This window comes from Pseudomonas baetica, assembly GCF_019733355.1.
Classification (GTDB): domain Bacteria; phylum Pseudomonadota; class Gammaproteobacteria; order Pseudomonadales; family Pseudomonadaceae; genus Aquipseudomonas; species Aquipseudomonas baetica_A.
In genome coordinates, this window is the sequence record NZ_JAIHLQ010000011.1 from 103,465 (window position 1) to 128,914 (window position 25,450).

A 25,450-nucleotide genomic window follows, 5' to 3' on the forward strand; every position below is an offset into this window, starting at 1 on the left:
TCAGGCCTTGCGCCAGACGCTGGCCAGCCAGGGTTGTTGCTCGCGTGGCAGCCCTGCGGGGCGGAAGTAATGTTCCAGTTCGACAAACCCGGCAGTGGTGAGCAACCGGTGCCACGCCTCAAGGTCGTGATACGCGCCATACCGCGGCCCGTTCCAGCCCTCGCTGTTATCCCCGCGTGGATTGGAGCTGAACAGCACGCCACCCGGTTTCAGGGTGTCGCGCAACTGCTGCAATACCCGTGGCAACTCCTGCAAGGGCACATGAAAGAGCACGGCGTTGGCGAAAACACCGTCAAAGCGCTCTGAAGGCAGATCGAGTTTCAAAAAATCCTGCTGCAAGACCTCGCAACCGCTGTCCTCGCGGGCCATGCGCGCAAATTCCTGCGAGCCATCCAGCCCGACCGCGACGTGGCCCAAACGTGTGAACGTCTGCAAGTCACGCCCCGGGCCGCAGCCGAAATCCAGAATGGTGAACGGCGCGGCACCCTGAATGTGCCGCAACAGCGCATCAATGTTCTGGCTGACATCGTGATCGCGCGTGCCTTCGCGAAAGTCTTCAGCCACCGAGTTGTAGTGACCGAGGGTGGCGGCGGTGATCTGTTGGAGGTCGGAGGGCGTCTGCTTCATGGCTGGGCTGCGTGGGGCGATGGAGGTTTGGCGAATATACGCCATCAGGCTGGGGGCTGCTGCGCAACCCATCGCCAGCAGGCTGGCTCCCACAGAGGAACGCATTCCAACTGTGGGAGCGAGCCTGCTCGCGAAAGCGGTTTTACTGGCGACAAAGTACTTCAGCCAGAAGGTTTCATCCCCAGACAATCAATCGAACGATCCACCATCGTCTTGGCAATCTCCAGCAAATGCCAGACCGAAAACACCATGGCCCGGTCCGCGCCTTTCAGATGATCGCCACACTGATACGCCGAAACGGAAGCACAGCGCAGAAGGTCCGCGAGATAGAGCTGGGCGTCTTCGAAACTGACGTCTTCGCTGACGTTGTAGAAGCGCAGTTCATCAGGCGGGGAGGGTTGCTTGCCGGTGAGGTAGAAGTCGATGGCGCGGTACAGCGCGGAGCGGTCTTTGAACTGCTCGCTGGAGGGTTCGGTTTCGGTGGTTTTTTCTGCAGGTGGGTCGGGAACGATTTTTTTCATAGGTACAACTCCTAGTGATGATTGGAGTCAACCAAGTTCGCGACTAAACGAGCAGGGGTGGCGGCTGCACGCAGGTTAGTCGACCGGTCACCAGGCTACCCGGCGCACCCGAAGGTGCCCTGCGCACAGCCACCATTACGATCAGGCAGGAGAAATCAACTGAGACAAGGTGGCGCTGTGCGCCCGGTAGGATCCGGGCGACTAAACCCGATCACTGATGAGCAGTGACGGGCCGAGACTAGCCATCGGATTTGGCAGGCGCAAGCGCTCGGAATGATCTAGGAAATGTCCTGCAAAGGAAAGCGAACAGGCCTGTAGGCTCTCTGATTTTCCTGTACGAAATTTTCCCTTTTCGGTGTGAATCGCTACTCACGGCGAAGCATAAAACCCCGACGTCTGTGCAATACATATGTACCGCACCGCGTTGTCCGCTTCGGGATGTAATGACGCCTGCGCGATAGACGACTGTCGCGATGTCTGCCCGGTTTTTTTCAGGGGAGATTCACTTAGAAAAAAGGATTTTTTCATGAGCATTGTTCGCAAACCCGCTACGACCTCGCCGACCACCCGTAGCCCGGCAGACGTAGACTCACCCCGCAGAAGACCCGGCAACCCACTGGGCGGCGATGGGCCTGCGATAAAGATTTTTCGCCCTGATGCGGAGCAAGCACAGGTGGAGGTTGTCCGCGACCCTGACGCGTCGGTCCCGGCAGTCACTGTTACACCGTTGCTGTCTGCCGAGATTTTGCCTATCCACCCCGAGGTTAAAACACTAGAGCACTATGTGTTGAAACCTCCGGAAAAACTGGCTGTGGCCAATGCTCAAGGCTTCAGGGTGGTCAAGGGGCGGCTGTACGTCGATATCGCTCCCGGCAAGATCGTCCAGGTCAGGCGAGACCGAATGACCGATGAGTATCGAGCGACCCTGTTGTCGGAACTGGAGCCCTCGGGACCGGTACTGTTTTTCGATCCGCAAAGCAAAACCTGGAAACTCGAACGCGACCGCATTCATACCGGCAAGGATGACGTGTTTGAGCTCGGACTCGACTCGGGCACCACTCTGGTGGCGCGTGGGTTGGGGCAATTTCCTGCGGAGCAGGCAGCAATCATTCGCTCGGAGTTGCGAGTGGTCCAAAGCACGTTCTCTGATGCCAGTCGGGCAATCGCGCTGAAATACCAGGAAGCCGATGCAGTCTACGAAAGCTACTTTGGGACCGACCACAAAACCGTTTCGCCGCGATTCTCCGAGTGCGTCTCGCGAGGATTGGCACTTTCCAAAGAGTATCAAGGGTTTTGGGGGGAGGATAAATTCCTCGGGGTTGATACTGCCGGCAATCACTTGGCCTGGATGTACAAAGGTGATTTTCATGGCCGGGTGTTCATCAATCGCAAATACCTGCGTGCCGGGGCGTTGAGCCTGACGCTGGGCCATGAAATGTTGCACACCAACAGAATCGATCGGTTCGCGGCCATCGGGCCCAACGCGGCGGATTATTTCTACCTGGGCGTCGAAGCGCGCGGTTTTCTGAAGTCGGAGCCGCTAACCGTTTACGACGTTCCGGAGCGCGGTGTTTCCGAGGTCATCATGCGCGGTGGACTGACAGTCGAATATTTGAACGTCTTTATGAGCGACCACAGTGAGTTCCTGTCTGGGGTCAGCCATTACCTGGGAATGCGCAACGTTCCGGATCTTCAGACGGCCGTTGATCTGTTCAATGCAAACCCGCAGATGCGCGCGCACATGGCCGCCAATAATGCTGAAAGCATTATCTGCGCGACAAAGAGCATGCAAGAGTTGCATCGAAGCAAAACTGAATATGCATGGCTCGACAGCCTGATCGAGGATCTTTGAGTTGAATTCGGCGGCGCCGAGTCTGTACCTGTTACTTCTTACAGTATCGGAGCGAGCCAAAAGCGCTCAGTCTTCACGCATGTGTATGACGGACGCCGCCGACCATGATTGTTCACCACGACACTGCCACGCCGACGCTGTCTGTCATCGATCCTCGATCGATGATTCTGCGCAGCATTGGCTATTGCCGACATCCGGAACAGCTCGGCATCGACCCGCGCATTACTCGGCAAATGTTCGATGCGGCTGGACGTCAGGTGGCGTCGTGGGATCCGCGATTGTGGGAAACGGCGCCGAAACCGAATCTGGCCACGGCTTATGGGCTGAGCGGTCAGGCCTTGCTGACGGACAGTGTCGATGCGGGTTGGCAGTTGAGTTTGCTGAACCAGGCGGGTTTGACCTGTTCGTTCTGGGATGCACGAGGTAGCCAGCGTCACACCGAATTCGACGAACAGCAGCGTCCGGTGGCACTGAAGGAGCAGGCCCGTGGCGAGCCATCTCGTGTGGTCGAGCGATTGACCTATGCCGCTGCCGGCGATGCGTTTGCGCAGCACAACCAGTGCGGTCGCCTGATCCGCCATGACGATCCGGCCGGTAACCGCATCATCAACGACTACGGTCTGACTGGTGCCGAGCTGACCGAATCCCGGCGTTTTCTGACAGCGCTCGACCTGCCTGACTGGCCCACCGAGCCCGACGTCCGTGACGAATATCTTGAAGAAAAGTCGTACATAACCCGTCACGCTTTCTACCCGACGGGCGAACTGCAACGTCAGACCGACGCAATGAACAATACCCAAACCGTTCATTACAACGTATCGGGCAAACCCTCCGCGACCTGGCTTCTACTGGCCGGTGAAGGTAAGCCGTCGCAGTGTCTGTTCAGTGATATCCAATACAACGCTCAAGAACAGATCGAACGTGAGACCGCCGGAAACGGCGTCGTCAGCCGCGCTGAATACAGCCCTGATGACGGCCGGTTGCTCAGCCTGATCGCCGGTCTCGGCGAGCAATCTCCATTGCAGAATGTGCACTACGCCTACGATCCGGTGGGCAACATCGTCAGCCTGGAAGATAAAACCCAGGCCGTCACGTACTTCAATCACCAGCGCATCGAGCCGATCAGCCGTTATCGCTACGACAGCCTGTATCAACTGGTTGAGGCCAAGGGCTGGGAAGTCAGTCAGCCGAGCCATGGCCCGGCGTTACCGGATCTGCTGCCCACACCACTGGACCCTAATCAACGGCGCAACTACACCCAGACATTCGACTACGACACGGCGGGCAACCTGATCACCCGACACCACAGTGGTGCGCCGGGGTTTTCGATGTTCACCTCCGCGCACAGCAATCGGAGTTTGGGGCAACGGGATGACGGTACTTTGCCGGGAGAGCCACAAATAACGCTGGGCTTTGATGACTGTGGCAATCAACTGGAGCTACAACGCGGACAGGCTATGCTCTGGGACGTCCGCAATCAGTTGAGTCAGGTGACGTTGGTCAAACGCGAGGGCGAAGCTGACGACTACGAACGGTATGTCTATGACCGCCCCGGTCATCGATTGCGTAAAACGTACTTCAGTCAAGCATCCGGGCAACTCCTGATATCAGAGGTGCGTTATCTGCCGGGCATTGAGATTCATCGCGAAACGAACGGAAAAGAACGGCATGTGATCAGTGTCGATGCTGGGCGTAATCAAGTGCGAATGCTGCATTGGCCCGATGGCGCTGAACGCGATCAACTGCGCTTCAGTCTGAGTGATCACCTGGGTTCCAGCACGCTGGAATTGGATGATGATGCGGGAGTCTTGAGTCAGGAACACTATTACCCCTTCGGCGGGACGGCCTGCTGGGTGGGTAAAAGTGCATGGGTGGCGAAGTACAAAACCATTCGTTATTCGGGCAAGGAGAGGGATGCGACCGGGCTCTATTACTATGGACATCGGTATTACGCGCCATGGTTGCAGCAGTGGGTCAGTGCCGATCCCTTGGGGGAAATTGACGGCCTTAACTTATTTAAAATGGTAGGGAACAATCCAGTCATTTTCACTGACGAGCGAGGAACGGTGCGCGGACTCAGTGAATTTTTAAGAGGTGAAAGTAAAGCAGAGTCAGCTAAAAAAACTCACTTCAAACAGCATTTGCTGCCCAGCATAATGGCCCGCAAAGAGACGGACAAAAGCTTTGCCATCGTTCGACTGAAAAAACTGGCAAGGGTAAACAACGCGGGCGCTGCCGAAGAATTGCTTGAGGCGGCTGTGGGCGTTATTGCCAACGCCACACCCACGATCAACTTCGCGGTCGAAGGTCTTAATGAATTACGGGGTACTGTTGTCGAAAATATGTGGCAGCGGGGATTGGAACCCGGGTTTACTTCTGAAATGCGAGATGGATTTGAAATGGGTATGTACGACTATGCGCACTCTCCCTCCAGGATTATCAAAGAGTATGGATCTGTGGATCATCCAAAATTCAGTGGAGAGATGCGACCTGTGTACGGAGCATTGAAGCTTTCTGAGAACCTAGCCAGCGCTGGAGGAGCATCGGCATATGGCTCGGCGGCATTCTATTTGCCGGATGAGTCCCGCCAATACATGACGTTGACTGGCGTTGATAGTTTTGATCTGAAGCCATCAATCAATCACCTGGCTTCATTTGATAATTTGTATCCCTTGTTCCACGACATGGAACTTGAGACTTGGAGAGTGTTAAACAGGGTTATTGAGGGAAGTGACGAAGGTCTCTTGTCACCTCCCGAATATGTGGAGTGGCAAGCCCATAGCGCCGTCAGTTGGAAAAATATGACCGATCTGGTTTTTCAGAATCAGCAAGATATGGACAGTGTGGTCAGTCAGCAAAGCACTCGACAGTTTTTGAAAAAAAATGCCATTCCTGTGCGTGTTGTAGGTTGAATCAGCAATCTGTTTGCCTACGTCTTGTGGCTTGAGCTCCCAAGCCACCGGCACCAATCATCGAAGGAAAACTGAATATGCATGGCTCGACAGCCTGATCGAGGATCTTTGAGTTGAATTCGGCGGCGCCGAGTCTGTACCTGTTAGTTCTTACAGTATCGGAGCGAGCCAAAAGCGCTCAGTCTTCACGCATGTGTATGACGGACGCCGCCGACCATGATTGTTCACCACGACACTGCCACGCCGACGCTGTCTGTCATCGATCCTCGATCGATGATTCTGCGCAGCATTGGCTATTGCCGACATCCGGACCAGCCCGGCATCGATGCTCGTATCACTCGGCAAATGTTCGATGCGGCTGGACGTCAGGTGGCGTCGTGGGATCCGCGATTGTGGGGAACGGCGCCGAAACCGAATCTGGCCACGGCTTATGGGCTGAGCGGTCAGGCCTTGCTGACGGACAGTGTCGATGCGGGTTGGCAGTTGAGTTTGCTGAACCAGGCGGGTTTGATCTGTTCGTTCTGGGATGCACGAGGTAGCCAGCGTCACACCGAATTCGACGAACAGCAGCGTCCGGTGGCACTGAAGGAGCAGGCCCGTGGCGAGCCATCTCATGTGGTCGAGCGATTGACCTATGCCGCTGCCGGCGATGCGTTCGCGCAGCACAACCAGTGCGGTCGCCTGATCCGCCATGACGATCCGGCCGGTAACCGCATCATCAACGACTACGGTCTGACCGGTGCCGAGCTGACCGAATCCCGGCGTTTTCTGACAGCGCTCGACCTGCCTGACTGGCCCACCGACCCCGACGTCCGTGACGAATATCTTGAAGAAAAGTCGTACATGACCCGTCACGCTTTCTACCCGACGGGCGAACTGCAACGTCAGACCGACGCAATGAACAATAGTCAGGCCTGCCACTACAACGTGGCGGGCAAACTTTCCGCGACCTGGCTGCTGCAGGCCGGTGAAACCATGCAAGCCAAGTGCTTGGTCAGTGATATCCAATACAACGCTCAAGAACAGATCGAACGAGAGGCCGCCGGAAACGGCGTCGTCAGCCGCGCTGAATACAGCCCTGATGACGGCCGGTTGCTCAGCCTGATCGCCGGTCTCGGCGAGCAATCTCCATTGCAGAATGTGCACTACGCCTACGATCCGGTGGGCAACATCGTCAGCCTGGAAGATAAAACCCAGGCCGTCACGTACTTCAATCACCAGCGCATCGAGCCGATCAGCCGTTATCGCTATGACAGCCTGTATCAACTGGTTGAGGCCAAGGGCTGGGAAGTCAGTCAGCCGAGCCATGGCCCGGCGTTACCGGATCTGCTGCCCACACCACTGGACCCTAATCAACGGCGCAACTACACCCAGACATTCGACTACGACACGGCGGGCAACCTGATCACCCGACACCACAGTGGTGCGCCGGGGTTTTCGATGTTCACCTCCGCGCACAGCAATCGGAGTTTGGGGCAACGGGATGACGGTACTTTGCCGGGAGAGCCACAAATAACGCTGGGCTTTGATGACTGCGGCAATCAACTGGAGCTGCAACGCGGACAGGCTATGCTCTGGGACGTCCGCAATCAGTTGAGTCAGGTGACGTTGGTCAAACGCGAGGGCGAAGCTGACGACTATGAGTCGTATGCCTATGACCGACCAGGCCATCGGCTGCGCAAGGCAATTTTCAGCCAATCCAATCGCCGGACTTTGCACAGTGAAATCCGTTATCTCCCTGGCCTGGAAATCCATCGACAGGCCAGTGGCGAAGTACGCCATGTCGTCCGCGTCGAAGCCGGACGTTGCAGCGTTCGAGTGTTGCACTGGCCCGAAGGTAATTACGTCGACCAACAGAGGTACAGCCTCAGCGATCATCTCGGTTCCAGCACATTGGAACTGAATGAACAAGCGACTGTGCTAACGCAGGAACACTATTATCCCTTTGGCGGTACGGCGTGCTGGGCGGGTAAAAGTGCATGGGTGGCGAATGACAAAACCATTCGTTATTCGGGCAAGGAGAAGGATGCGACCGGGCTCTATTACTATGGACATCGGTATTACGCACCATGGTTGCAGCGCTGGATTAGTCCGGATCCAGCTGGAGAAATCAATGGTTTGAACATTTTCTGTTTTGTTGCAAATAATCCTGTCGCTAGGAAAGACGTGGATGGGAGGTTTTTTTACGAAGGTAAAGATGATTCTGTGGAAACGGCACTCATCGACTCGGAGAAACTGATTGTTGCACGAGGACTTGATGCGTTTCCTATGGACCAAGCGTCTGTAATAAGCTCGCAGTTGGCTGAAGTGGAGCAGGTTTTCGCAGAGGCAACTTATGTGTTAACGCAAGGGTATGCAGAAACTTCAGGAATCTTGCAGAGTTACTTTGGTCCGCAATACAGCGCGGTAGAAAGCAGGCTTCCGGGAATTTGGACGCGTGGAAGGGAGCTGGCTAATGCCTACAGTAGGCCAGCGGCGAGAGGAAAGTTTTTAGTTTTTATAGCGGGCCCAGGAACAGCGAGGCACTCAAGTGCAGAGGTTAGACCTGACGATTTTTATGGGCGTATTGCTATTAATCTAGACAGAGTTAATGGCAGCTCGGGTATGGTGTTGGGGCATGAATTAATGCACTTGAACAGGGTTAACCGGGTTAGAGCGGTCGGGCCTGGTGCGGTAGATAACTTCTACCTGAACTCTAATTCGCCGGAGCTTTTGAATTACCCAGTGATGCAATATGATTTGCCCGCTCGAGGTCTGTCCGAAGCCATCATGCACGGCGGTTTGAATCTTGTTTTTTTACAGCAGTACACGGCGTCTCATCGTGATTTCATTACGTCGGTTGGTAACTATATGGGGATGCCGGATATATTGGATCTTGAAACGTCGATTGAAATGTTTAATCAGGCTCCTCATCTGCGTGCGGAAATGGCGGCTAATAACGCGGATAGTCTTGTTTTCGCAGCAAAAAGTATGAGTGATCTGTATCGATCCAGGCAGGAAGATAACAATTTATTCAACAATTTGCTTTATGGTTGAAATTCGATGCGGGTGACTCGATAGCTACACTCCAACAAAAGGTTGAGTGACTTGGGGGGTGTACCCCAAGCCACAATGAACAAGAACAACCCACTCAACGCTTGTTCAACCCCCGCGCCAACCGATCGCCACCCAGCTGAATCACCGCCACCAACGCCACCAGCAACACAATCACGGTCAACATGATCTGGCTGTCAAAACGCTGATAGCCGTAGCGATAAGCAATGTCGCCCAGGCCACCGGCACCAATCGCCCCGGCCATGGCCGAGGAGTTGATCATCGTCACCAAGGTGATGGTGAAGCCGCCGACAATTCCCGGCAGCGCTTCGGGCAACAGCACATGCCAGACGATGTGCCAGCGCCGGCAGCCCATGGCTTGCGCGGCTTCGATCAGACCGTGATCGACTTCGCGCAGGCTGACTTCGGCAATCCGCGCAAAGAACGGCGTCGCCGCAATCGTCAGCGGCACCACCGCCGCCCACACGCCGTAGGTGGTGCCGACGATCAACCGGGTAAACGGAATCAGCGCGACCATCAGGATCAGAAACGGGATCGAGCGGAACAGGTTCACGAATGCGCCCAATGCGCGATTCAGCACCGGCGCCTGGTAGATCCCGCCCTTGTCGCTGGTGACCAGAATCACCGCCATGGGAATCCCCACCAGCAGGGCGATCAGCGACGACACACCGACCATCACAAACGTGTCGATCAACCCCTGTAGCAAGCGTTCAAACCACATAACCCGACACCTCCACCCGTTGCGCCCAATCACTCGCGCGTTGACGCAACTGCTCGGTGCTCAGCGATGATCCACTGACGGACAGCAGCAGTTGCCCCAGCGCGTGGCCCTGAATCCGTTCCACACCGCCCTGAAGCAATTTCACCCGGCCTTCGAGTGCGGCGAACAAAGCCGCCAGGTCCGGCTCATCGCCGGCCGCCCCAGTGAACTGCAAACGCAGCACCACAGCGGCTCCCGGCGAGGGCGGTAGCGTGTGCAATCGGCTCTGCAATTCTTGTGGCAAAGCGTGTTGCAGCGGTGCGAGCAACGTCTGGCTGACCGCGTGCTGCGGGTCGCCGAACACTTCCCAGACCGGGCCTTGCTCGACGATCCGCCCGTGCTCCAGCACCACGACGCGGTCGCAGATTTCGCGGATCACCGCCATCCCATGAGTGATCAGCACGATGGTCAGGCCCAGACGTTTATTGATCTCGCGCAGCAGGCCGAGGATCGACTGCGTGGTCTCCGGGTCGAGTGCCGAAGTGGCTTCGTCGCAGAGCAGAATGTCCGGGTCGTGAACCAAGGCGCGGGCGATGCCGACGCGCTGTTTCTGGCCGCCGGAAAGCTGTGCCGGATAGGCCTTGTGTTTGGCTTGCAGACCGACCAGTTCAAGCAGTTCGCGAACCTTTTTCTCGCGCTGTTCTTTCGGCACCCCAGCCACTTTCAGCGGCAGTTCGACGTTCTGCCAAACGGTTTTGGCTGGCATCAGATTGAAGTGCTGGAAGATCATGCCGATCCGACGGCGCAGGGCGACCAGACGGTCCTCGTCGAATTCGCCGATGTCCACCTGATCGATCAGCACCCGGCCCGAGGTCGGTTGTTCCAGACGATTGATCGTGCGGATCAGTGACGACTTGCCCGCGCCGCTACGGCCAATGATGCCGAACACCTCGCCGCGCTGGATGGCCAGATCGATGCCTTGCAGGGCGGCGACCGGGCCTTGTCGGCCGTTGTAGGTTTTACCGAGGCCAATGAAACGCACATGGGCGCGGTTCAAGTCGGGATGCAGTTCGGTGCGTTCAGCAAAGTGCTGTGGCTCTGGAACCTCCAGTCGCCGTTGAATTGCAGTCGTCATGCTCAGCTTTCCCAACCGGCCTGATACAGCTTGCCGTGGGCCTTATCCAGCGCCGCGCGAACCGCTGGCGAGTGCTGGTAAATGTCGACGAATTTGATCAGGCGTGGATCGGTTTTGCTCTTCGGCTGGATCACGAACTGGATCACGTATTCCTTGTGATCGAGGCCGTCGAACAGCAATGCGGAGCCGGCATCGAAGGTCTTGGCCAGACGAATATAGGCCGGGTAGCCCTGCACCAGATCGGCGTCGTCATAGGCGCGCACCAGTTGCACGGCTTCGACCTGAAGGATTTTGATGTTCTTTGGATTGGCGACGATGTCGTCTTCGGTGGCCTTGTAGCCGACGCCCGGTTTCAGCGTGATCAACCCCGCCTTGGCCAGCAGTTGCAGGCCGCGCCCGCTGTTGATCGGGTCGTTGGCGATGGCGACGCTGGCGCCTTCGGGCAACTCGTCGAAGCTTTTGTATTTCTTCGAGTAGAGACCGACGTTGTTGATGATCCCCGGGGCGAACGGCACCAGATCAAAACCGGCAGCGGCTTTGGCGTTTTCGAGGAACGGGATGTGCTGGAAGTAATTCACGTCGATGTCGCCGGCGGCGAGGCTGACATTGGGCGCGATCCAGTCGGTGAACTCCACCAATTCAACGGTCAGACCTTGTTTGGAGGCCTCTTCGACGGCGGCTTCCAGGGGAATGGTGAAGGCGGCGGTGGTGCCGATTTTCAGCGGGGCGTCAGCGGCGAAGACCGCCGAGCTGAACAGGCCGAGGGCCAGGGCCAGTGCTTTGACTGGGTGGGACAGAAGTTTCTGGGTCATGGTGGTTTTCCAGTCAGTGCATGAAGTGTGTGGTGTCTGGTCGGGCCTCATCGCTGGCAAGCCAGCTCCCACAGGTTTTGTGAACGCCACAGACCCTTGTGGGAGCTGGCTTGCCAGCGAAGCTTTTAGCGGCGGTACGAAGATCCGATGTGTTGCTCAGGCAACTGCGCCGCTCCGTGAAACAGTTTTTCCCGCAGGCTGCCGTGGTCATACGCGGTCTTGTACGACCCGCGTCGCTGCAACTCCGGGATCACCAACTCAATGAAATCGACATAACTTTCAGGGGTGACGAGGCGGGTCAGGTTGAAGCCGTCCAACCCGGTTTCGGTGATCCACGATTGCAGCTCATCCGCCACTTGCGCAGGCGAGCCGACCACGGTGATGTAGCGGCCACCGAGGGCGTGCTGGTCGAGCAATTTGCGCCGGGTCCAGTCGTTGTTTTGCAGGGTCTTGGTCGCGGACTGAATGGCGTTGCTCTTCACGTACTGGATCGGTTCGTCGATCGCGTACCGGGAAAAGTCGACGCCGGTGGACGCCGAAAAATGTGCCACCCCAGCCTCGGCACTGGCGTAGCTCAGGTACTCGGCGTGCTTGGCCCACGCCGCTTCTTCGGTTTCGCCGACGATGACGTTGAGGCCCATGAACACCTTGATGTCTTCGGGATTGCGCCCGGCCTCGACGGCACTGGCGCGGACCTTGTCCACTTGCACCTTGGTCGACGGTTTGTTCTGGCCGCTGATGAACACGCACTCGGCATGGCGCCCGGCGAACAACAATCCACGCTCGGAACTGCCCGCCTGAAACAGCACCGGCGTGCGTTGCGGCGACGGCTCGCAGAGGTGATAACCCTCGACCTGATAGAACTCGCCCTTGTGCTCGACCTTGTGCACTTTCTCCGGTTGGGCGTAGATCCGCTGCTCGCGATCATTGAGTACCGCGCCGTTTTCCCAACTGCCTTCCCAGAGTTTGTAGAGGACTTCCAGGTACTCGTCGGCCTGATCGTAACGACGGTCATGCTCGACCTGCTCGCGCAGGCCCATGGCTTTTGCGGCGCTGTCGAGGTAACCGGTGACGATGTTCCAACCGACGCGACCACGGCTCAAATGATCGAGTGTCGACAGGCGTCGGGCGAACAGATACGGCGGCTCATAGGTGAGGTTGGCGGTCAGGCCGAAACCGAGGTTTTTGGTGACCGCCGCCATCGCCGATACCAGCAGCAACGGATCGTTGACCGGCAACTGGATCGACTCTTTCAGGGTGACATCCACCGAGCCTTGATAGACGTCGTACACGCCGACGATGTCGGCGATGAACAAGCCGTCAAACAGTCCGCGCTCCAGCAACTGCGCCAGTTCGGTCCAGTATTCAATGGTGTTGTAGCGCGTTGAGGTATCGCGCGGATGCGTCCACAAACCGTGGTTGATGTGGCCGATGCAGTTCATGTTGAACGCATTGAGCAGGATCTTCTTTTTCGCTGCAGTCATCAGAGGGTCCCCCGCAGTGGCGGGTTTTCATCGTTGAGGTAGTAATTGCCCACTGCGTGGTACTTCCAGCGCACCGGGTCGTGCAGGGTATGCACGCGGGCGTTGCGCCAGTGGCGGTCGAGACCGTGCTCGATCAGGGTGGCCTGACTGCCGGCCAGTTCGAACAAGGTGCTGCCGGCGGCGAGGGAGATTTCTGTGCTGATCGCCCGTGCTTCGGCGACGGCAATCGAGGCGGCCGCGACCGTTTCGGCGTTGGTCTGGGCCTGAGCCTTGTCGAGGAATTCACCGGCGCGTTCCAGCAGCGCCTCGGTGGCGTGCAGGCGAATGCTCAAGTGGCCGAAGCTCTTCAACGTCAGCGGGTCTTCGGTGGCGTTGTCGTTGCCGGCGTCGATCCATGGGCGCGTCTTGCTACGCACAAAGTGCAACGCATCTTCGTAAGCGGCGCGGGCGATGCCGGTGTCGATAGCGGCGTGAAGAATCTGCGCCAGCGGACCGACGGTGGTCGGACGTTCGAAGGCGCTCTGGAACGGGATCACGTCTTCGGCGGCGACATACACGTCTTCGAAGCGCACCGAACCGCTGCCGGTGGTGCGCTGGCCGAAGCCGCTCCAGTCGTCGATCACGCTCAGGCCTTGGCTGTCGCGAGGGACGAAGGCCAGTTGCTGCACGCCGTTTTCATCGACGACGGACGTCGGGATGCGTTGCGCGTAAATCGCGCCGGTCGCATAGAACTTGCGGCCATTGATGCGATAGCCATCGCCTTCACGCTTGAGGCTGCTGACGCGATGGTGGGCGGTTTTGGTGCCCAGTTCCGCCAGCGCATTGCCGAAGCGCTGACCGGCTAAAACCTCGGCGTACAAGCGTTGTTTCTGTTCGTGGCAGCCGTTCACTCGCAGCACTTCGAGGGCGTAGAAATGGTTCTGCGGAATCTGCCCGAGAGAGCCGTCTGCCTGAGCGATCAGGGCGATGACTTTGGCCAGCGTCACGTTGCACACACCGGCGCCGCCGTATTCTTTCGGCACGCTGATGCCCCACAGGCCGGAGCGGGAAAACACGTCGAGTTCCGGCAGCGGCAGTCGCCGCTCACGGTCCCGCACGGCGCTGTCGCGTTTGAAATCTTCGGCCAGGTCGCTGGCGATGATCAGGGCTTGCTCATCGCTGGTGATGACCGCGACGGGATGAGAAAAAGGCATAGGTTTCTCCAAGGCTCTTGAGAAAGTGTGCGGTCGTTAAATCCAGGAATGACGAGCCGGCAACGTGCCGTTCAGGCGATAGGCGCCGACCGCGTGATATTTCCAGCGCACCGGGTCGTGCAGGGTGTGCACCCGGGCATTGCGCCAGTGACGGTCGAGGTTGAATTCGGCGAGGGTCGCGCGGCTGCCGGCCAGTTCGAAGAGCTTTTCGCTGGCCAGCAGCGAGATTTCGGTGGTCAGCACTTTCGCTTCGGCCACGGCAATTGAAGCGCGGGCGGCGGACTCGGCCGTTATCGGCGCGGCGTGCACTTGATCGAGCACTTGCCCGGCCTTGCGCAGCAACGCTTGGGCGGCGTGCAGTTCGATTTTCAGTTTGCCGATGTCGGCGATCACGTAGAGGTCATCGCTGGCGCGTTCGACCTTGGCGTCGATCCATGGTCGCGAACGGGTTTTGACGAATTCGATGGCGTCGTCGATAGCGCCACGGGCAATGCCGGCGTCGATCGCCGCCTGAATCAATTGCGAGACTGCGCCTTGGGTGTTTGGGGTTTCGTTGATCTTCCAGTTATCAACGACAAGACCCGCTTCGATGCGCACGTTGTTCAGCACGATTGTGCCGCTGGCGGTGGTGCGCTGACCGAAGCCCGACCAGTCATCAATAATGCGCAGACCTGGCGTGCCACGGCGAACGAAAGCCAGCACTTGCTTGCCATCATCGTTCAGCGCTTTGACCGCGACCCAGTGCGCAAACAGCGCGCCAGTGGAATAGAACTTCTGGCCATTGAGCAGGTAATCGTCGCCGTCGGCGGTGATTCGCGCTTTCAATTCGAGGGTGTTTTTGGTGCCACGCTCAGGGCCGCCATTGCCGATGCGCCAGCCTTCGAGAACACTCTGGAACAGCTGTTGTTTTTGCGCATCGGTGGCACTGCCGAGCAGCAGATGGATGATGCCGAACTGGTTCTGCGGGATCTGTCCCAACGCCGGGTCGGCGGCGGAAATGATCGCGAACACTTCGGCCAGTGTGACGAACGAAACCTGCGGGCCACCGTACTGGCGCGGGATGGCAATACTGCCCAGGCCGCTGCGGGTGAACTGTTCGATTGGTGACCACGGCAACTGGCGCTGACGGTCACGCTTGGCGGCTTGCACGAGCGCGACTTGCGCCAGCTCATGCGCGGCCTCGATGGCTTGGGCGTCGTTGCGCAAGACTTGTGCGGGCAACAACAAGGGGGCGATGTCCAGATCAGACTGGACGTTTGCGTCTGCCAGACTGGACATCAGTGCCACTCCCTGGCTGCACGCAATGCCCTGGCGATCTGCACTGGGGTGATTGTGTTCCGGACCATACGACCTACCTCACATCTCATGAATAACGCCGCGAAGTGCGGCGAACGAAAGAATGTCCGGTGGTCCGGTTCATATACCCTAAGCGTGTATAAAAATTAAATAAACTAACTTTTAGGAATATGCATATGAAGGCGTGATGGTCTGGATGCTCAAGCGTTTTGCGGTGAGGGGCCATGGCTCCTCACCCCGCATCGGGCTTTACTCTTTGTGGGATTCAGCCGCCTTGCATGTTGGCTTCAACGGCACTTTCAGATAAGGATTCACGCAACCGATCTTCAGCGCCCTTGGCGGCGCCCAGCGCGAGTTGTTGCCGACCCGGTCGAGGATGCAATAGGTCACGTCCAGGCGCAGATCCTCGCCGGCTTCGACAATCACTGCCGGCGGCACCCAGACCTGAATCGGCAGGCCGACATCCGCTGCCGTGATGGGCGCCAGATCCATGCGTACATCACCCCAGCGCAAAGTAATGGCGTCATCCTCGGCCATGTTCGCGTAAGGCTCGATGGTCAGCGGCACACCGCGTTTGATCTGGTTCGGATTCACGCCTTGGCGGCGAATGGTGTCAGGGATCGTCACCGGCGCCAGTTGCTGGTTTTCGTCACCGCACAATGCCGACGGTTGGCCGCCCGGGCAATCGAGCTTGACCTGCACGCGGCTTGCCGCCGACAGCGCCGGGCCTTGGCCGACCTGCATCACCCGGTAGTGGATGCGGGCGGTGCCATTGGCAATAAAACTCTCCGGCACCCGCAGGTTGACTGTCGCGCCAACGTCCTCGGTCGTCAGCACCTTGGAGGCGACATAGCATTTGTTCCAGAACAGTTCGATCAGGTCGCCACAGTCCATGTCGGGGTAGGGCGACACCTCGATCAACAGATGAGCGGCTGCGGCCAGATTGATGCCGTTTTTTTGCGCTGACGCCAGGGTCGGCGCTGCCAGTTCGGGGGTATGCGAAGTGCGAGTCATCGATTTCTCTCCTTGAAGCCTTGCAGCGAAGTCCGTTTCTGAAAGAACAAAAGGCGTGAATCAACAAGCAATAAAGCGGTGAACTGATGTTCAAGTTAATGCAGGTTGATTTAACTAAGTAGCGCCGGTTGGCGACTAGATAAGAGTGTGCGGGAAGGGGTGTCAATAGACGGCGTTAGTTAATCAAAGAATTACGAATTAATCAGAATGTTCCTACGTTGTTGAGGCCGTGTGCCTAGGGTGTATGGCGAACTAGACCACAGAACTCCGGGCTTTTTGCCAGTTTTGGCGCAGCGTTATTTGGTAGCTGTGATGAAAGGCGGGGCGGATTTTATACACGTATGAGCGGTTGCAGAACCTATATATGTACCGCATCAGTTGTAGGCAGGTTGTATATATTCAGGCGTGTTTTATATCGCGGAAAAGGTAACTTCCATCCGTGGAAGTTGACGTCTCGCCCAGCAAAAGTTTTCAGGTGTGATTCAAAAACTTGCTGAGAAACTGTTGAGTGCGCTCTTCTTTGGGATCGGCAAACAACGCCTTGGCTTCACCTTGTTCGACGATCACGCCTTTGTCGAAAAACACCACGCGGTTGGCCACGTCGCGGGCGAAGCCCATTTCGTGGGTCACGATGACCATGGTGCGTTTCTCCTCGGCGAGGCCGCGGATAGTCGCCAGTACTTCGCCCACCAGTTCCGGATCAAGGGCCGACGTCGGCTCGTCGAACAGGATCACTTCCGGCTCCATTGCCAGCGCCCGGGCAATCGCCACGCGCTGTTGCTGCCCACCGGAGAGACGACGCGGATAAGCGTCTTCCTTACCGGCTAGGCCGACCTTGGCCAACAGTTTCATGCCCAGGGCAATGGCCTGCTCGCGCGGCATCTTCTTGACCACGACCGGGCCTTCGATGACGTTTTCCAGGGCGGTGCGATGGGGGAACAGGTTGAAGTTCTGGAACACGAAACCCACATGCTGGCGCAGATTGCGCACCAGGCTTTGCTGCTGGTTCAGCGGGCGGCGGGTATCGATTTCGATATCGCCGACCTTGATCCGGCCGCTGGTGGGTTGTTCAAGGAAGTTCAGGCAGCGCAGGAACGTGGTTTTACCCGAGCCGCTGGGGCCGATGATTGCCACGACCTCGCCTTCCTTGACCTCAAGATCGATGCCGTTGAGCACGACTTGATGCTTGAATTGCTTGGTCAGTTTTTCCACGACAATCATGGGGTCAGGACTCCTGGTCGTGCCGATTGACCCGCTCTTCCAACTTGTTCTGCAAGTGCGAGAGCACTGTGGCCAGAATCCAGTAGATCAGTGCGGCGGCAAGATACATGGTGAAGACTTCGAAAGTCCGGGCGGTGATCAACTGCGCCTGACGGAACAGTTCCGGCACCTGGATAGTGGCGGCCAGCGCGGTGTCCTTGACCAGCGAAATGAAGCTGTTGCCCAACGGCGGCAATGCCGTTCGCATCGCTTGTGGCAGGATGGCCCGGCGCAAAGTCTGCGCGCGGGTCATACCGATACTCGCCGCAGCTTCCCACTGGCCACGTTCGATCGAACCGATCGCCGCGCGCAGGATTTCACAGGCGTAAGCGGCCATGTTCAGCGAGAAGCCGATCAGCGCGGCCGGCAGCGGGTCGAGTTCCAGACCTATTTGCGGCAAGCCGTAATAGATCACGAACAGTTGCACCAGCAACGGCGTGCCGCGAAAGAACGACACGTAGATGCGGGCCAGCCAGTTGACAGATTTGAACCGCGACAGACGCATCAACGCCAGGCCAAAGCCCAGCAGCAGGCCGAAAAACATCCCGCCAAGGCTGAGGACGACCGTGTAGTACGCGCCCTTGAGCAGGAAGGGCGCGGAGTCGAGTGCGAGTTGGAAAGCTTCTTCCATTATTGAGTGACGTCAGCTTGGAAGTATTTTTCCGAGATCTTGGCCAGAGTGCCGTCGGCACGCAGCTCGTCGAGGGCTTTGTTCACGGCAGCCAGCAGTTCCGGTTCACCTTTACGCAAGGCAATGCCGGACTCCTGACGGGAGAACGCTTGACCGGCCGCCACGGTTTTCGGGGCTTTCTTGGCGTATTCAAGCGCGGCCAGGCGGTCGATCAGGATAGCGTCGGTACGGCCGTTGTTCAGGTCGGCGAACTTGGTCGGATCATCATCGTAGGTGCGCACGTCAGCGCCAGGCACGTTGGCGCGAACCCACTGTTCGTAGTTGGTGCCCAGACCTACGCCGACTTTCTTGCCGGACAGGTCAGCAGCGGTCTTGATGTTCAGCGCGGCTTCTTTGCTTTTGAGCACCAACGCCTGAATCCCGGAGATGGTGTACGGTTCGGAGAAGTCATACTTCTTCTTGCGGTCCTCGGAGATGGTCACTTGGTTGACCACTATGTCCAGGCGCTTGGATTCCAGAGCCGCGAGAATACCGTCCCACTTGGTCGGCTGAATCTTGGCTTTGACGCCCAGTTTCTGCGCCAGCGCTTCGGAGAGCTCGACTTCGAAACCGGACAGCTTGCCGTCGGCATCGACGAAGCTGAACGGTGGGTAAGTGCCTTCCAGGCCGACGTTGATTACGCCTTTGTCCTTGATCTGTTGCAGTTGCTCACCGGCAACCGCTTGGCTGATCAGACCGGCGCTCAGCGCCAGGCCCAGCGAACCGACCAGCAGATTGCGACGTAGTGCGGAAAAATTCATGACAAGCCCCTGTGTTTTCTTATGGAAGACGCTTAAGGAAAGTTGGCGAATTCGGGAATTGGACGACAGCGCTATCCTGCCTTAAAGCAGCTTAAGCGTCTCGCGCGAAATTCGCCTGCGGCGAGACTATATGACGACTTCGTTAGACTTGAAAATACTTAATATTTAAATTGATATTCCTTATTTGAATATAAAAACCTTCCCACGCTCTGCGTGGGAACGGTCTCGTCTTCCGCTTACAAGAAATCCTTGTAGGCAAACAACGCCGGCGCCCCGCCGGTATGCAGGAAGATGATCGGGCCTTCTTCGAAGCGCTGCCGGCCGATGCCATCGAGCAACCCGGCCATGGCCTTGCCGGTGTATACCGGGTCGAGCAACACCGCTTCCTGACTCGCCAGTAACTTAACCGCTGCCAGCGTCCCGGCATTGGGTTCGCCATAACGCGGGCCGAAATATTCGTCCCACAACTCGACCTTGAAGCTGGCCGGCAGCTCAACACCGAGCAGCTCAGCAGTACGTTGCGCCAGCCCCTGCACTTTCGGGCGCTGATCTTCTTCAGTGCGCGACACGGTCACGCCGATCACCGGCAATTGCGGCAACGCCTCACTCAACGCCAGCGCCAGGCCGCTGTGGGTCCCGGCGCTACCCGACGCCAGTACCACGGCAGCGAAGTCGAGCCCGGTGTCCTTGATCTGCTCGGCCAGCTCAAGCCCGGCACGCACATAACCCAATGCGCCGAGGGCGTTGGAGCCGCCAATCGGCACCAGATACGGTTTTTTTCCGTTGCTGCGCAGACGCACGGCGAGGGCGGCGAGTTGTTCGTCGGCGTTGTCGAGGTTGTCGACCAGCTCGACCTTGGTGTCGAACAGATCCAGCAGCAAGCGATTGCCATTGCCGGTGTAGTTGCTGTCTTCGGTGCCCAGCGGATTTTCCAGCAGCGCCACGCAACTCAGGCCGAGTTTGGCGGCCAGCGCCGCCGTCTGGCGAACGTGGTTCGATTGCAGCGCACCGGCGGTGATCAGCGTATCGGCGCCCTGGGCGAGGGCGTCGGCGGCGAGGTACTCGAGTTTGCGCAGCTTGTTGCCGCCCATGGCCAGTGGCGTCAGGTCATCGCGTTTGATGTACACGTCGCGGCCGAGCCAGGTGGACAGGCGCTCAAGTTTTTCCAGTGGGGTCGGTTGGCCAAGCAGTTCCAGGCGAGTAAAGCGATCCAGCTGTTGTTTAATCATGGTTGCGTACTGGCGGAGAAAGATGAAGGGACTATAGGCACGCGCTTTTGCAGGGGCAACCGCGAATGACTTATAGCCAAATGGACTGAGTCCAGCACTATCGGTTCTTAATTCGCCCTCACAGCCATGCCGTAAAGTAGTCGCCGTTGATGCGGCCAGACACTCCGGCCGCCCGTGAGGAGTCTTTACCGTGAGCGAGCGTTCCAGTCATTGGCAATTGCAGACCATCGTCGGTCAACTGCGCAGCGCACGGGATCAGTGGCGCGCCCAGAACGGCCGGGCATCCGGCGAACAGGGCGGCCGCGAATTGCCGTCCCGCGCCGCGATGGCGCAGATTCTTGAAGCGCTGTGTGGCGCATTGTTCCCGATGCGTCTGGGGCCGGTGGATTTGCGTGAGGAAAGCGAAGACTTCTACGTCGGCCATACCCTTGATGTCGCGCTGAATGCGTTGCTCGCCCAGACACGTCTGGAACTGCGTTATGTCGCCCGCCACAGCGCTCAGGCTGACACCGAAGTCGAAGCGCGGGCGATTCGGATCGTTCAGGATTTCGCCCTGGCATTGCCGGGCTTGCGCACGTTGCTCGACACCGATGTGCTGGCGGCTTATCACGGCGATCCGGCGGCGCGCAGTGTGGATGAAGTGCTGCTGTGCTATCCGGGGATTCTGGCGGTGATCCACCATCGTCTCGCCCACCATTTGTATCGTGCAGGGCTGCCGTTGCTGGCGCGGATCAGCGCAGAAATTGCGCACTCGGCCACCGGCATTGATATCCATCCGGGCGCGCAGATCGGTCGTAGTTTCTTTATTGATCACGGCACGGGTGTGGTGATTGGCGAGACGGCGATCATTGGTGAGCGTGTGCGGATCTATCAGGCGGTAACGTTAGGCGCCAAGCGCTTCCCGGCCGATGAAGACGGGCAGTTGCAGAAGGGCCATCCACGCCATCCTATTGTCGAGGACGACGTGGTGATTTATGCCGGGGCGACGATTCTTGGGCGGATCACCATCGGCAAGGGGTCGACCATCGGCGGCAATGTGTGGCTGACCCGCAGCGTGCCGGCGGGGTGCAATTTGACCCAGGCCAATTTGCAGCATGATGACGGGACGCAGAAGTAGCTTCTGATTTTTGTTGCGGCATCCAGCCTCTTCGCGAGCAAGCCCGCTCCCACATTTGGAATGAGTGGGCGTGCTCGCGAATGGATTTCGGGGTGAATCCAGATAATGTCCCTGCGCCAATTCTCCACTGAACGAATCTCCCCAACCCCACGTCATACCTCTCCTTGAGCTAGCGTAGGAACACTACCGGCTGGCCGTACGATTAGTCCTTAGCGTCCTATCCATGTTTTACTTGAACGTTCAATCAAGTTAAACCGGTGGTTCGCTGCCCGCTCACAACAGGAGGCTTGCCTTTGCTGAGTCCGATCATTTCAGCCACGTCTCAATCCATCGAGGTGCGTGTTTCATGAGTGCATCTTCAACTCCCGCCAGCGGCCTGGTACGCATGAATCCGCCGGTGTTCTACTTTGCCGCGACGGTCATTCTGCTGTTTGGTCTCGTGGTCATCGCCATGCCACAACAAGCCGGTGCCTGGCTGCTGGCAGCGCAGAACTGGGCAGCCAACACGGTCGGCTGGTACTACATGCTCGCGATGAGCCTGTATCTGGTCTTCGTGGTGGTCACCGCGTTATCCGGCTACGGCAAGATCAAACTCGGTGCCGACCACGACGAACCCGAATTCAGTTACCTGTCCTGGGCCGGCATGCTGTTCGCTGCCGGGATCAGCATCACGCTGTTTTTCTTCTGCGTGTCTGAACCGTTGACCCACATGCTGCAACCGCCGCAAGGCGAGGCCGGCACGGCGGACGCGGCGCGCCAGGCGATGCAGATTCTGTTTCTGCACTGGGGCTTGCACGGCTGGGGTGTGTTCGCCTTCGTCGGCATGGCGCTGGCCTACTTTGCCTATCGTCACAACCTGCCGCTGGCCCTGCGTTCGGCGCTGTATCCACTGATCGGCAAACGTATCAATGGTCCCATCGGTTACGCGGTGGATGGCTTCGGCATCATCGCCACCGTGTTCGGTCTCGGCGCCGACATGGGCTTTGGTGTGCTGCACCTGAACTCGGGTCTGGACTACTTGTTCGGCATCGCGCACACCCAGTGGATTCAGGTCGGTTTGATCACCCTGATGATGGGCGCGGCGATCATCGTGGCTGTCGCCGGTGTGGATAAGGGCGTGCGGGTGATGTCCGACATCAACATGCTGTTGGCCTGCGCGCTGCTGCTGTTCGTGCTGTTCGCCGGCCCCACCCAACATCTGCTCAATACCTTGATCCAGAACGTGGGCGACTACCTCGGCGCCTTGCCGATGAAGAGTTTTGACCTCTACGCCTATGACAAACCGAGCGACTGGCTCGGCGGCTGGACGGTGTTCTACTGGGCCTGGTGGATCGCATGGTCGCCATTCGTGGGCTTGTTCATCGCACGGATTTCCCGCGGCCGTACCATTCGTGAGTTCGTCTTCGGCGTGCTGCTGATCCCGCTCGGCTTCACCTTGGCGTGGATGTCGATCTTCGGCAACAGCGCCCTCGATCAGGTGCTCAATCACGGCATGAGCGCGCTCGGCATGTCGGCCCTCGACAACCCGTCGATGACCATTTACCTGTTGCTGGAAACTTACCCGTGGAGCAAAACCGTCATTGCTGTGACGGTGTTCATCAGCTTCGTGTTCTTCGTCACCTCAGCCGACTCCGGTACCGTGGTGCTCTCGACACTGTCGGCCAAGGGCGGCAACCCAGACGAAGACGGGCCGAAATGGCTGCGGGTGTTCTGGGGCGTGATGACGGCGCTGATCACCAGTTCGCTGTTATTCTCCGGCAGCATCGATGCACTGAAGTCGGCGGTGGTGCTGACCTCGTTGCCGTTCTCGCTGATCCTGCTTCTGATGATGTGGGGCCTGCACAAGGCGTTTTATCTGGAGTCGCAAAAGCAGATCGCGCAACTGCACTCGCTGGCGCCGGTGTCCGGCTCGCGGCGTGGCACAGGGGGCTGGCGTCAGCGCCTGAGTCAGGCCGTGCACTTCCCTTCGCGCGATGAGGTGTACCGTTTCATGGACACCACCGTGCGCCCGGCGATTGAAGAAGTGACGGCGGTATTTGTTGAGAAAGGTCTGAACGTGGTGACCCAGCCGGATCCCGCGCACGACAACATCAGTCTGGAAATCGGCCACGGCGAGCAGCATGCGTTCATCTACCAAGTGCAGATGCGCGGCTACTTCACGCCATCATTCGCCCGGGGTGGCATGGGCTCCAAGCAGCTCAACAACCGCCGCTACTACCGCGCCGAAGTGCACCTGAGCGAGGGCAGTCAGGACTACGATCTGGTCGGCTACACCAAAGAGCAGATCATCAACGACATCCTCGACCAGTACGAACGGCACATGCAGTTCCTGCATCTGGTGCGTTGATCGTGGGTCGAGCGCCGAGTCGGATCAAGACTCGGTGCTCGAACACCCTGCCAGGATCAGGCCAAAGAAGAGGATGATTGGGGTGTGCAGGGTGGATATTCATGGACGGTTATGCTCGCCTTCGCGAGCCCGCTCCCAGAGGGTTTGCGTCAATCGCCCTACAGTGTGGGAGCAACTGTCTTAACCCCCAGTATTCGCTATCGCCATTCGGTGCTCTCGCGCTTGATGATCCCGGTGTGGAAATGTGAAACGTTTCAGCAATTGGTCGACTCCGTGGTTGGCGTCGCCTTGCTTGGGCGTATGCTGGGCAACTTCCCAATGGGTGCCACAGGTTTGGTTTCACCCTCCATTCGTTGTTAATCAAACAAGAGAGGATTCGATGACTTACACCGCTGCCGAAAACCGCTATGAGTCCATCCCTTACCGCCGCGTCGGGCGCAGCGGTCTGGTGCTGCCGGCGCTATCGCTGGGCCTGTGGCACAACTTCGGCGACAGCACGCCGATCGACACCCAGCGCGCCCTGTTGCGCACTGCGTTCGACCTGGGGATCAACCACTTCGACCTGGCCAACAACTACGGCCCGCCGTACGGCAGCGCCGAGATCAACTTCGGCCGCCTGCTGCGCGAAGACTTCAAGCAATACCGCGATGAGTTGATCATCTCCAGCAAGGCCGGTTGGGACATGTGGCCCGGCCCTTACGGCCAGGGCGGTGGCTCGCGTAAATATGTGCTGGCCAGCCTCGACCAGAGCCTGCAACGCCTCGGTCTGGACTATGTGGATATCTTCTATTCGCACCGCTTCGACCCGGACACCCCACTGGAAGAAACCGCCAGCGCCCTCGCCACTGCGGTGCAACAGGGCAAGGCGTTGTACATCGGCATCTCGTCGTACTCCGGGGTGAAAACCCGCGAGATCGCCGCGCTGCTCAAAGAGTGGAAAGTGCCGCTGCTGATTCACCAACCGGCATACAACCTGCTCAACCGCTGGGTGGAAAAAGACCTGCTCGACACCACTGATGAACTCGGCACTGGCGTCATCGCCTTCACGCCGTTGGCGCAAGGTCTGCTGACCGACAAATACCTCAACGGGGTGCCGGCGGATGCGCGGGTCAATCGTCCGGGCGGTGGTTCGCTGCAGGCTTCGCATTTGTCCGAGGCAAACATTGCCCATGTACGAGCGCTGAACGAGATCGCCAAGCGTCGCGGCCAGAGCCTGGCGCAACTGGCACTGGCCTGGACGCTGCGTGATTCACGGGTGACCTCGGCACTGATCGGCGCGAGCCGGCCGGAGCAGATTATCGAGAACGTCGGGGCGTTGAAGAATTTGAGCTTTAGCGCTGAGGAACTGGCGGAGATTGATCGGTTTGCCCAGGAGGGTGGGATCAATCTTTGGGAGAAGCCTTCGACGGCGGAGTGAGCAACCTTCAACCCAAGCCTTCCCTAAGGGAGAGGCTTGGGGGAGGGGT

19 protein-coding genes are annotated in these 25,450 nt (G+C 58.3%); 6 read left to right on the forward strand and 13 right to left on the reverse strand.

Translation table 11 applies throughout. The features are described 5' to 3' along the window. Positions 1-627, reverse strand: coding sequence for a bifunctional 2-polyprenyl-6-hydroxyphenol methylase/3-demethylubiquinol 3-O-methyltransferase UbiG (locus K5E40_RS12485; RefSeq protein ID WP_221731005.1), 627 nt, complete (start codon positions 625-627; stop codon positions 1-3). A 161-nt stretch (positions 628-788) separates the two neighbouring features. Next, positions 789-1,148 (reverse strand): DUF6124 family protein, encoded by a 360-nt coding sequence (locus K5E40_RS12490; protein WP_221731006.1) that lies wholly within the window; start codon positions 1,146-1,148, stop codon positions 789-791. 526 nt (positions 1,149-1,674) lie between these two features. On the opposite strand from K5E40_RS12490, the gene K5E40_RS12495 reads away from it, so the two are divergent. The 3 genes from K5E40_RS12495 (at position 1,675) to K5E40_RS12505 (ending at position 8,948) form a co-directional block, all read left to right on the forward strand. Further along, a complete protein-coding gene (locus K5E40_RS12495) occupies positions 1,675-3,000 on the forward strand; it encodes a hypothetical protein (protein WP_260455750.1) in 1,326 nt (441 codons plus the stop codon). A gap of 104 nt (positions 3,001-3,104) precedes the next feature. Continuing rightward, entirely contained in the window at positions 3,105-5,912 is a 2,808-nt protein-coding gene (locus K5E40_RS12500; RefSeq protein WP_221731007.1) for an RHS repeat domain-containing protein, read from the forward strand. Positions 5,913-6,128: 216 nt separating this feature from the next. Next, positions 6,129-8,948 carry an RHS repeat domain-containing protein gene (locus tag K5E40_RS12505; RefSeq protein WP_221731008.1) on the forward strand — a complete coding sequence of 940 codons (2,820 nt, stop codon included), beginning with the start codon at positions 6,129-6,131 and terminating at the stop codon, positions 8,946-8,948. Between the two features lie 94 nt (positions 8,949-9,042). Here K5E40_RS12505 and K5E40_RS12510 read toward each other — a convergent pair whose 3' ends face one another. The 11 genes from K5E40_RS12510 to K5E40_RS12560 form a co-directional block, all read right to left on the reverse strand. Continuing rightward, positions 9,043-9,687: a methionine ABC transporter permease gene (locus tag K5E40_RS12510; protein ID WP_221731009.1), complete on the reverse strand. Its 645-nt coding sequence runs from the start codon at positions 9,685-9,687 to the stop codon at positions 9,043-9,045. After that, positions 9,677-10,801, reverse strand: coding sequence for a methionine ABC transporter ATP-binding protein (locus tag K5E40_RS12515; protein WP_221731010.1), 1,125 nt, complete (start codon positions 10,799-10,801; stop codon positions 9,677-9,679). The genes K5E40_RS12510 and K5E40_RS12515 overlap by 11 nt, the downstream gene beginning before the upstream one ends. Before the next feature lie 2 nt (positions 10,802-10,803). After that, positions 10,804-11,613 carry a MetQ/NlpA family ABC transporter substrate-binding protein gene (locus K5E40_RS12520; RefSeq protein ID WP_221731011.1) on the reverse strand — a complete coding sequence of 270 codons (810 nt, stop codon included), beginning with the start codon at positions 11,611-11,613 and terminating at the stop codon, positions 10,804-10,806. 125 nt (positions 11,614-11,738) lie between these two features. Further along, complete coding sequence (locus tag K5E40_RS12525) at positions 11,739-13,097, reverse strand: LLM class flavin-dependent oxidoreductase (protein WP_221731012.1); 1,359 nt, start codon at positions 13,095-13,097, stop codon at positions 11,739-11,741. Continuing rightward, the gene (locus K5E40_RS12530) at positions 13,097-14,290 is read right to left on the reverse strand and encodes an SfnB family sulfur acquisition oxidoreductase (RefSeq protein WP_221731013.1); all 1,194 of its coding nucleotides are present in this window, start codon (positions 14,288-14,290) and stop codon (positions 13,097-13,099) included. Before K5E40_RS12530 ends, K5E40_RS12525 begins: the two co-directional genes overlap by 1 nt. 36 nt (positions 14,291-14,326) lie before the next feature. Next, a complete protein-coding gene (locus tag K5E40_RS12535; RefSeq protein WP_221731014.1) occupies positions 14,327-15,568 on the reverse strand; it encodes an SfnB family sulfur acquisition oxidoreductase in 1,242 nt (413 codons plus the stop codon). 267 nt (positions 15,569-15,835) lie between these two features. Continuing rightward, positions 15,836-16,600, reverse strand: a complete 765-nt coding sequence (locus K5E40_RS12540; RefSeq protein WP_221731015.1) for a hypothetical protein — start codon at positions 16,598-16,600, stop codon at positions 15,836-15,838. A 471-nt stretch (positions 16,601-17,071) separates the two neighbouring features. Beyond that, positions 17,072-17,821, reverse strand: coding sequence for an L-cystine ABC transporter ATP-binding protein TcyN (tcyN, locus tag K5E40_RS12545; RefSeq protein ID WP_221731016.1), 750 nt, complete (start codon positions 17,819-17,821; stop codon positions 17,072-17,074). Between the two features lie 4 nt (positions 17,822-17,825). Continuing rightward, the gene (gene tcyL / locus K5E40_RS12550; protein ID WP_221731017.1) at positions 17,826-18,491 is read right to left on the reverse strand and encodes a cystine ABC transporter permease; all 666 of its coding nucleotides are present in this window, start codon (positions 18,489-18,491) and stop codon (positions 17,826-17,828) included. Beyond that, positions 18,491-19,291: a cystine ABC transporter substrate-binding protein gene (gene tcyJ / locus K5E40_RS12555; RefSeq protein ID WP_221731018.1), complete on the reverse strand. Its 801-nt coding sequence runs from the start codon at positions 19,289-19,291 to the stop codon at positions 18,491-18,493. Before tcyJ ends, tcyL begins: the two co-directional genes overlap by 1 nt. 236 nt (positions 19,292-19,527) lie before the next feature. Further along, positions 19,528-20,520 (reverse strand): D-cysteine desulfhydrase, encoded by a 993-nt coding sequence (locus K5E40_RS12560; RefSeq protein ID WP_221731019.1) that lies wholly within the window; start codon positions 20,518-20,520, stop codon positions 19,528-19,530. A gap of 190 nt (positions 20,521-20,710) precedes the next feature. Here K5E40_RS12560 and epsC point away from each other — a divergent pair, with 190 nt between their 5' ends. The 3 genes from epsC (at position 20,711) to mgrA (ending at position 25,401) form a co-directional block, all read left to right on the forward strand. After that, complete coding sequence (gene epsC / locus K5E40_RS12565) at positions 20,711-21,637, forward strand: serine O-acetyltransferase EpsC (RefSeq protein WP_221731020.1); 927 nt, start codon at positions 20,711-20,713, stop codon at positions 21,635-21,637. 385 nt (positions 21,638-22,022) lie between these two features. Continuing rightward, on the forward strand, positions 22,023-23,984 hold the full coding sequence (gene betT, locus K5E40_RS12570) for a choline transporter BetT (protein WP_221731069.1): 1,962 nt from the start codon (positions 22,023-22,025) through the stop codon (positions 23,982-23,984). Between the two features lie 379 nt (positions 23,985-24,363). After that, entirely contained in the window at positions 24,364-25,401 is a 1,038-nt protein-coding gene (mgrA, locus tag K5E40_RS12575; protein ID WP_221731021.1) for an L-glyceraldehyde 3-phosphate reductase, read from the forward strand. The last annotated feature ends 49 nt before the right edge of the window (positions 25,402-25,450 follow it).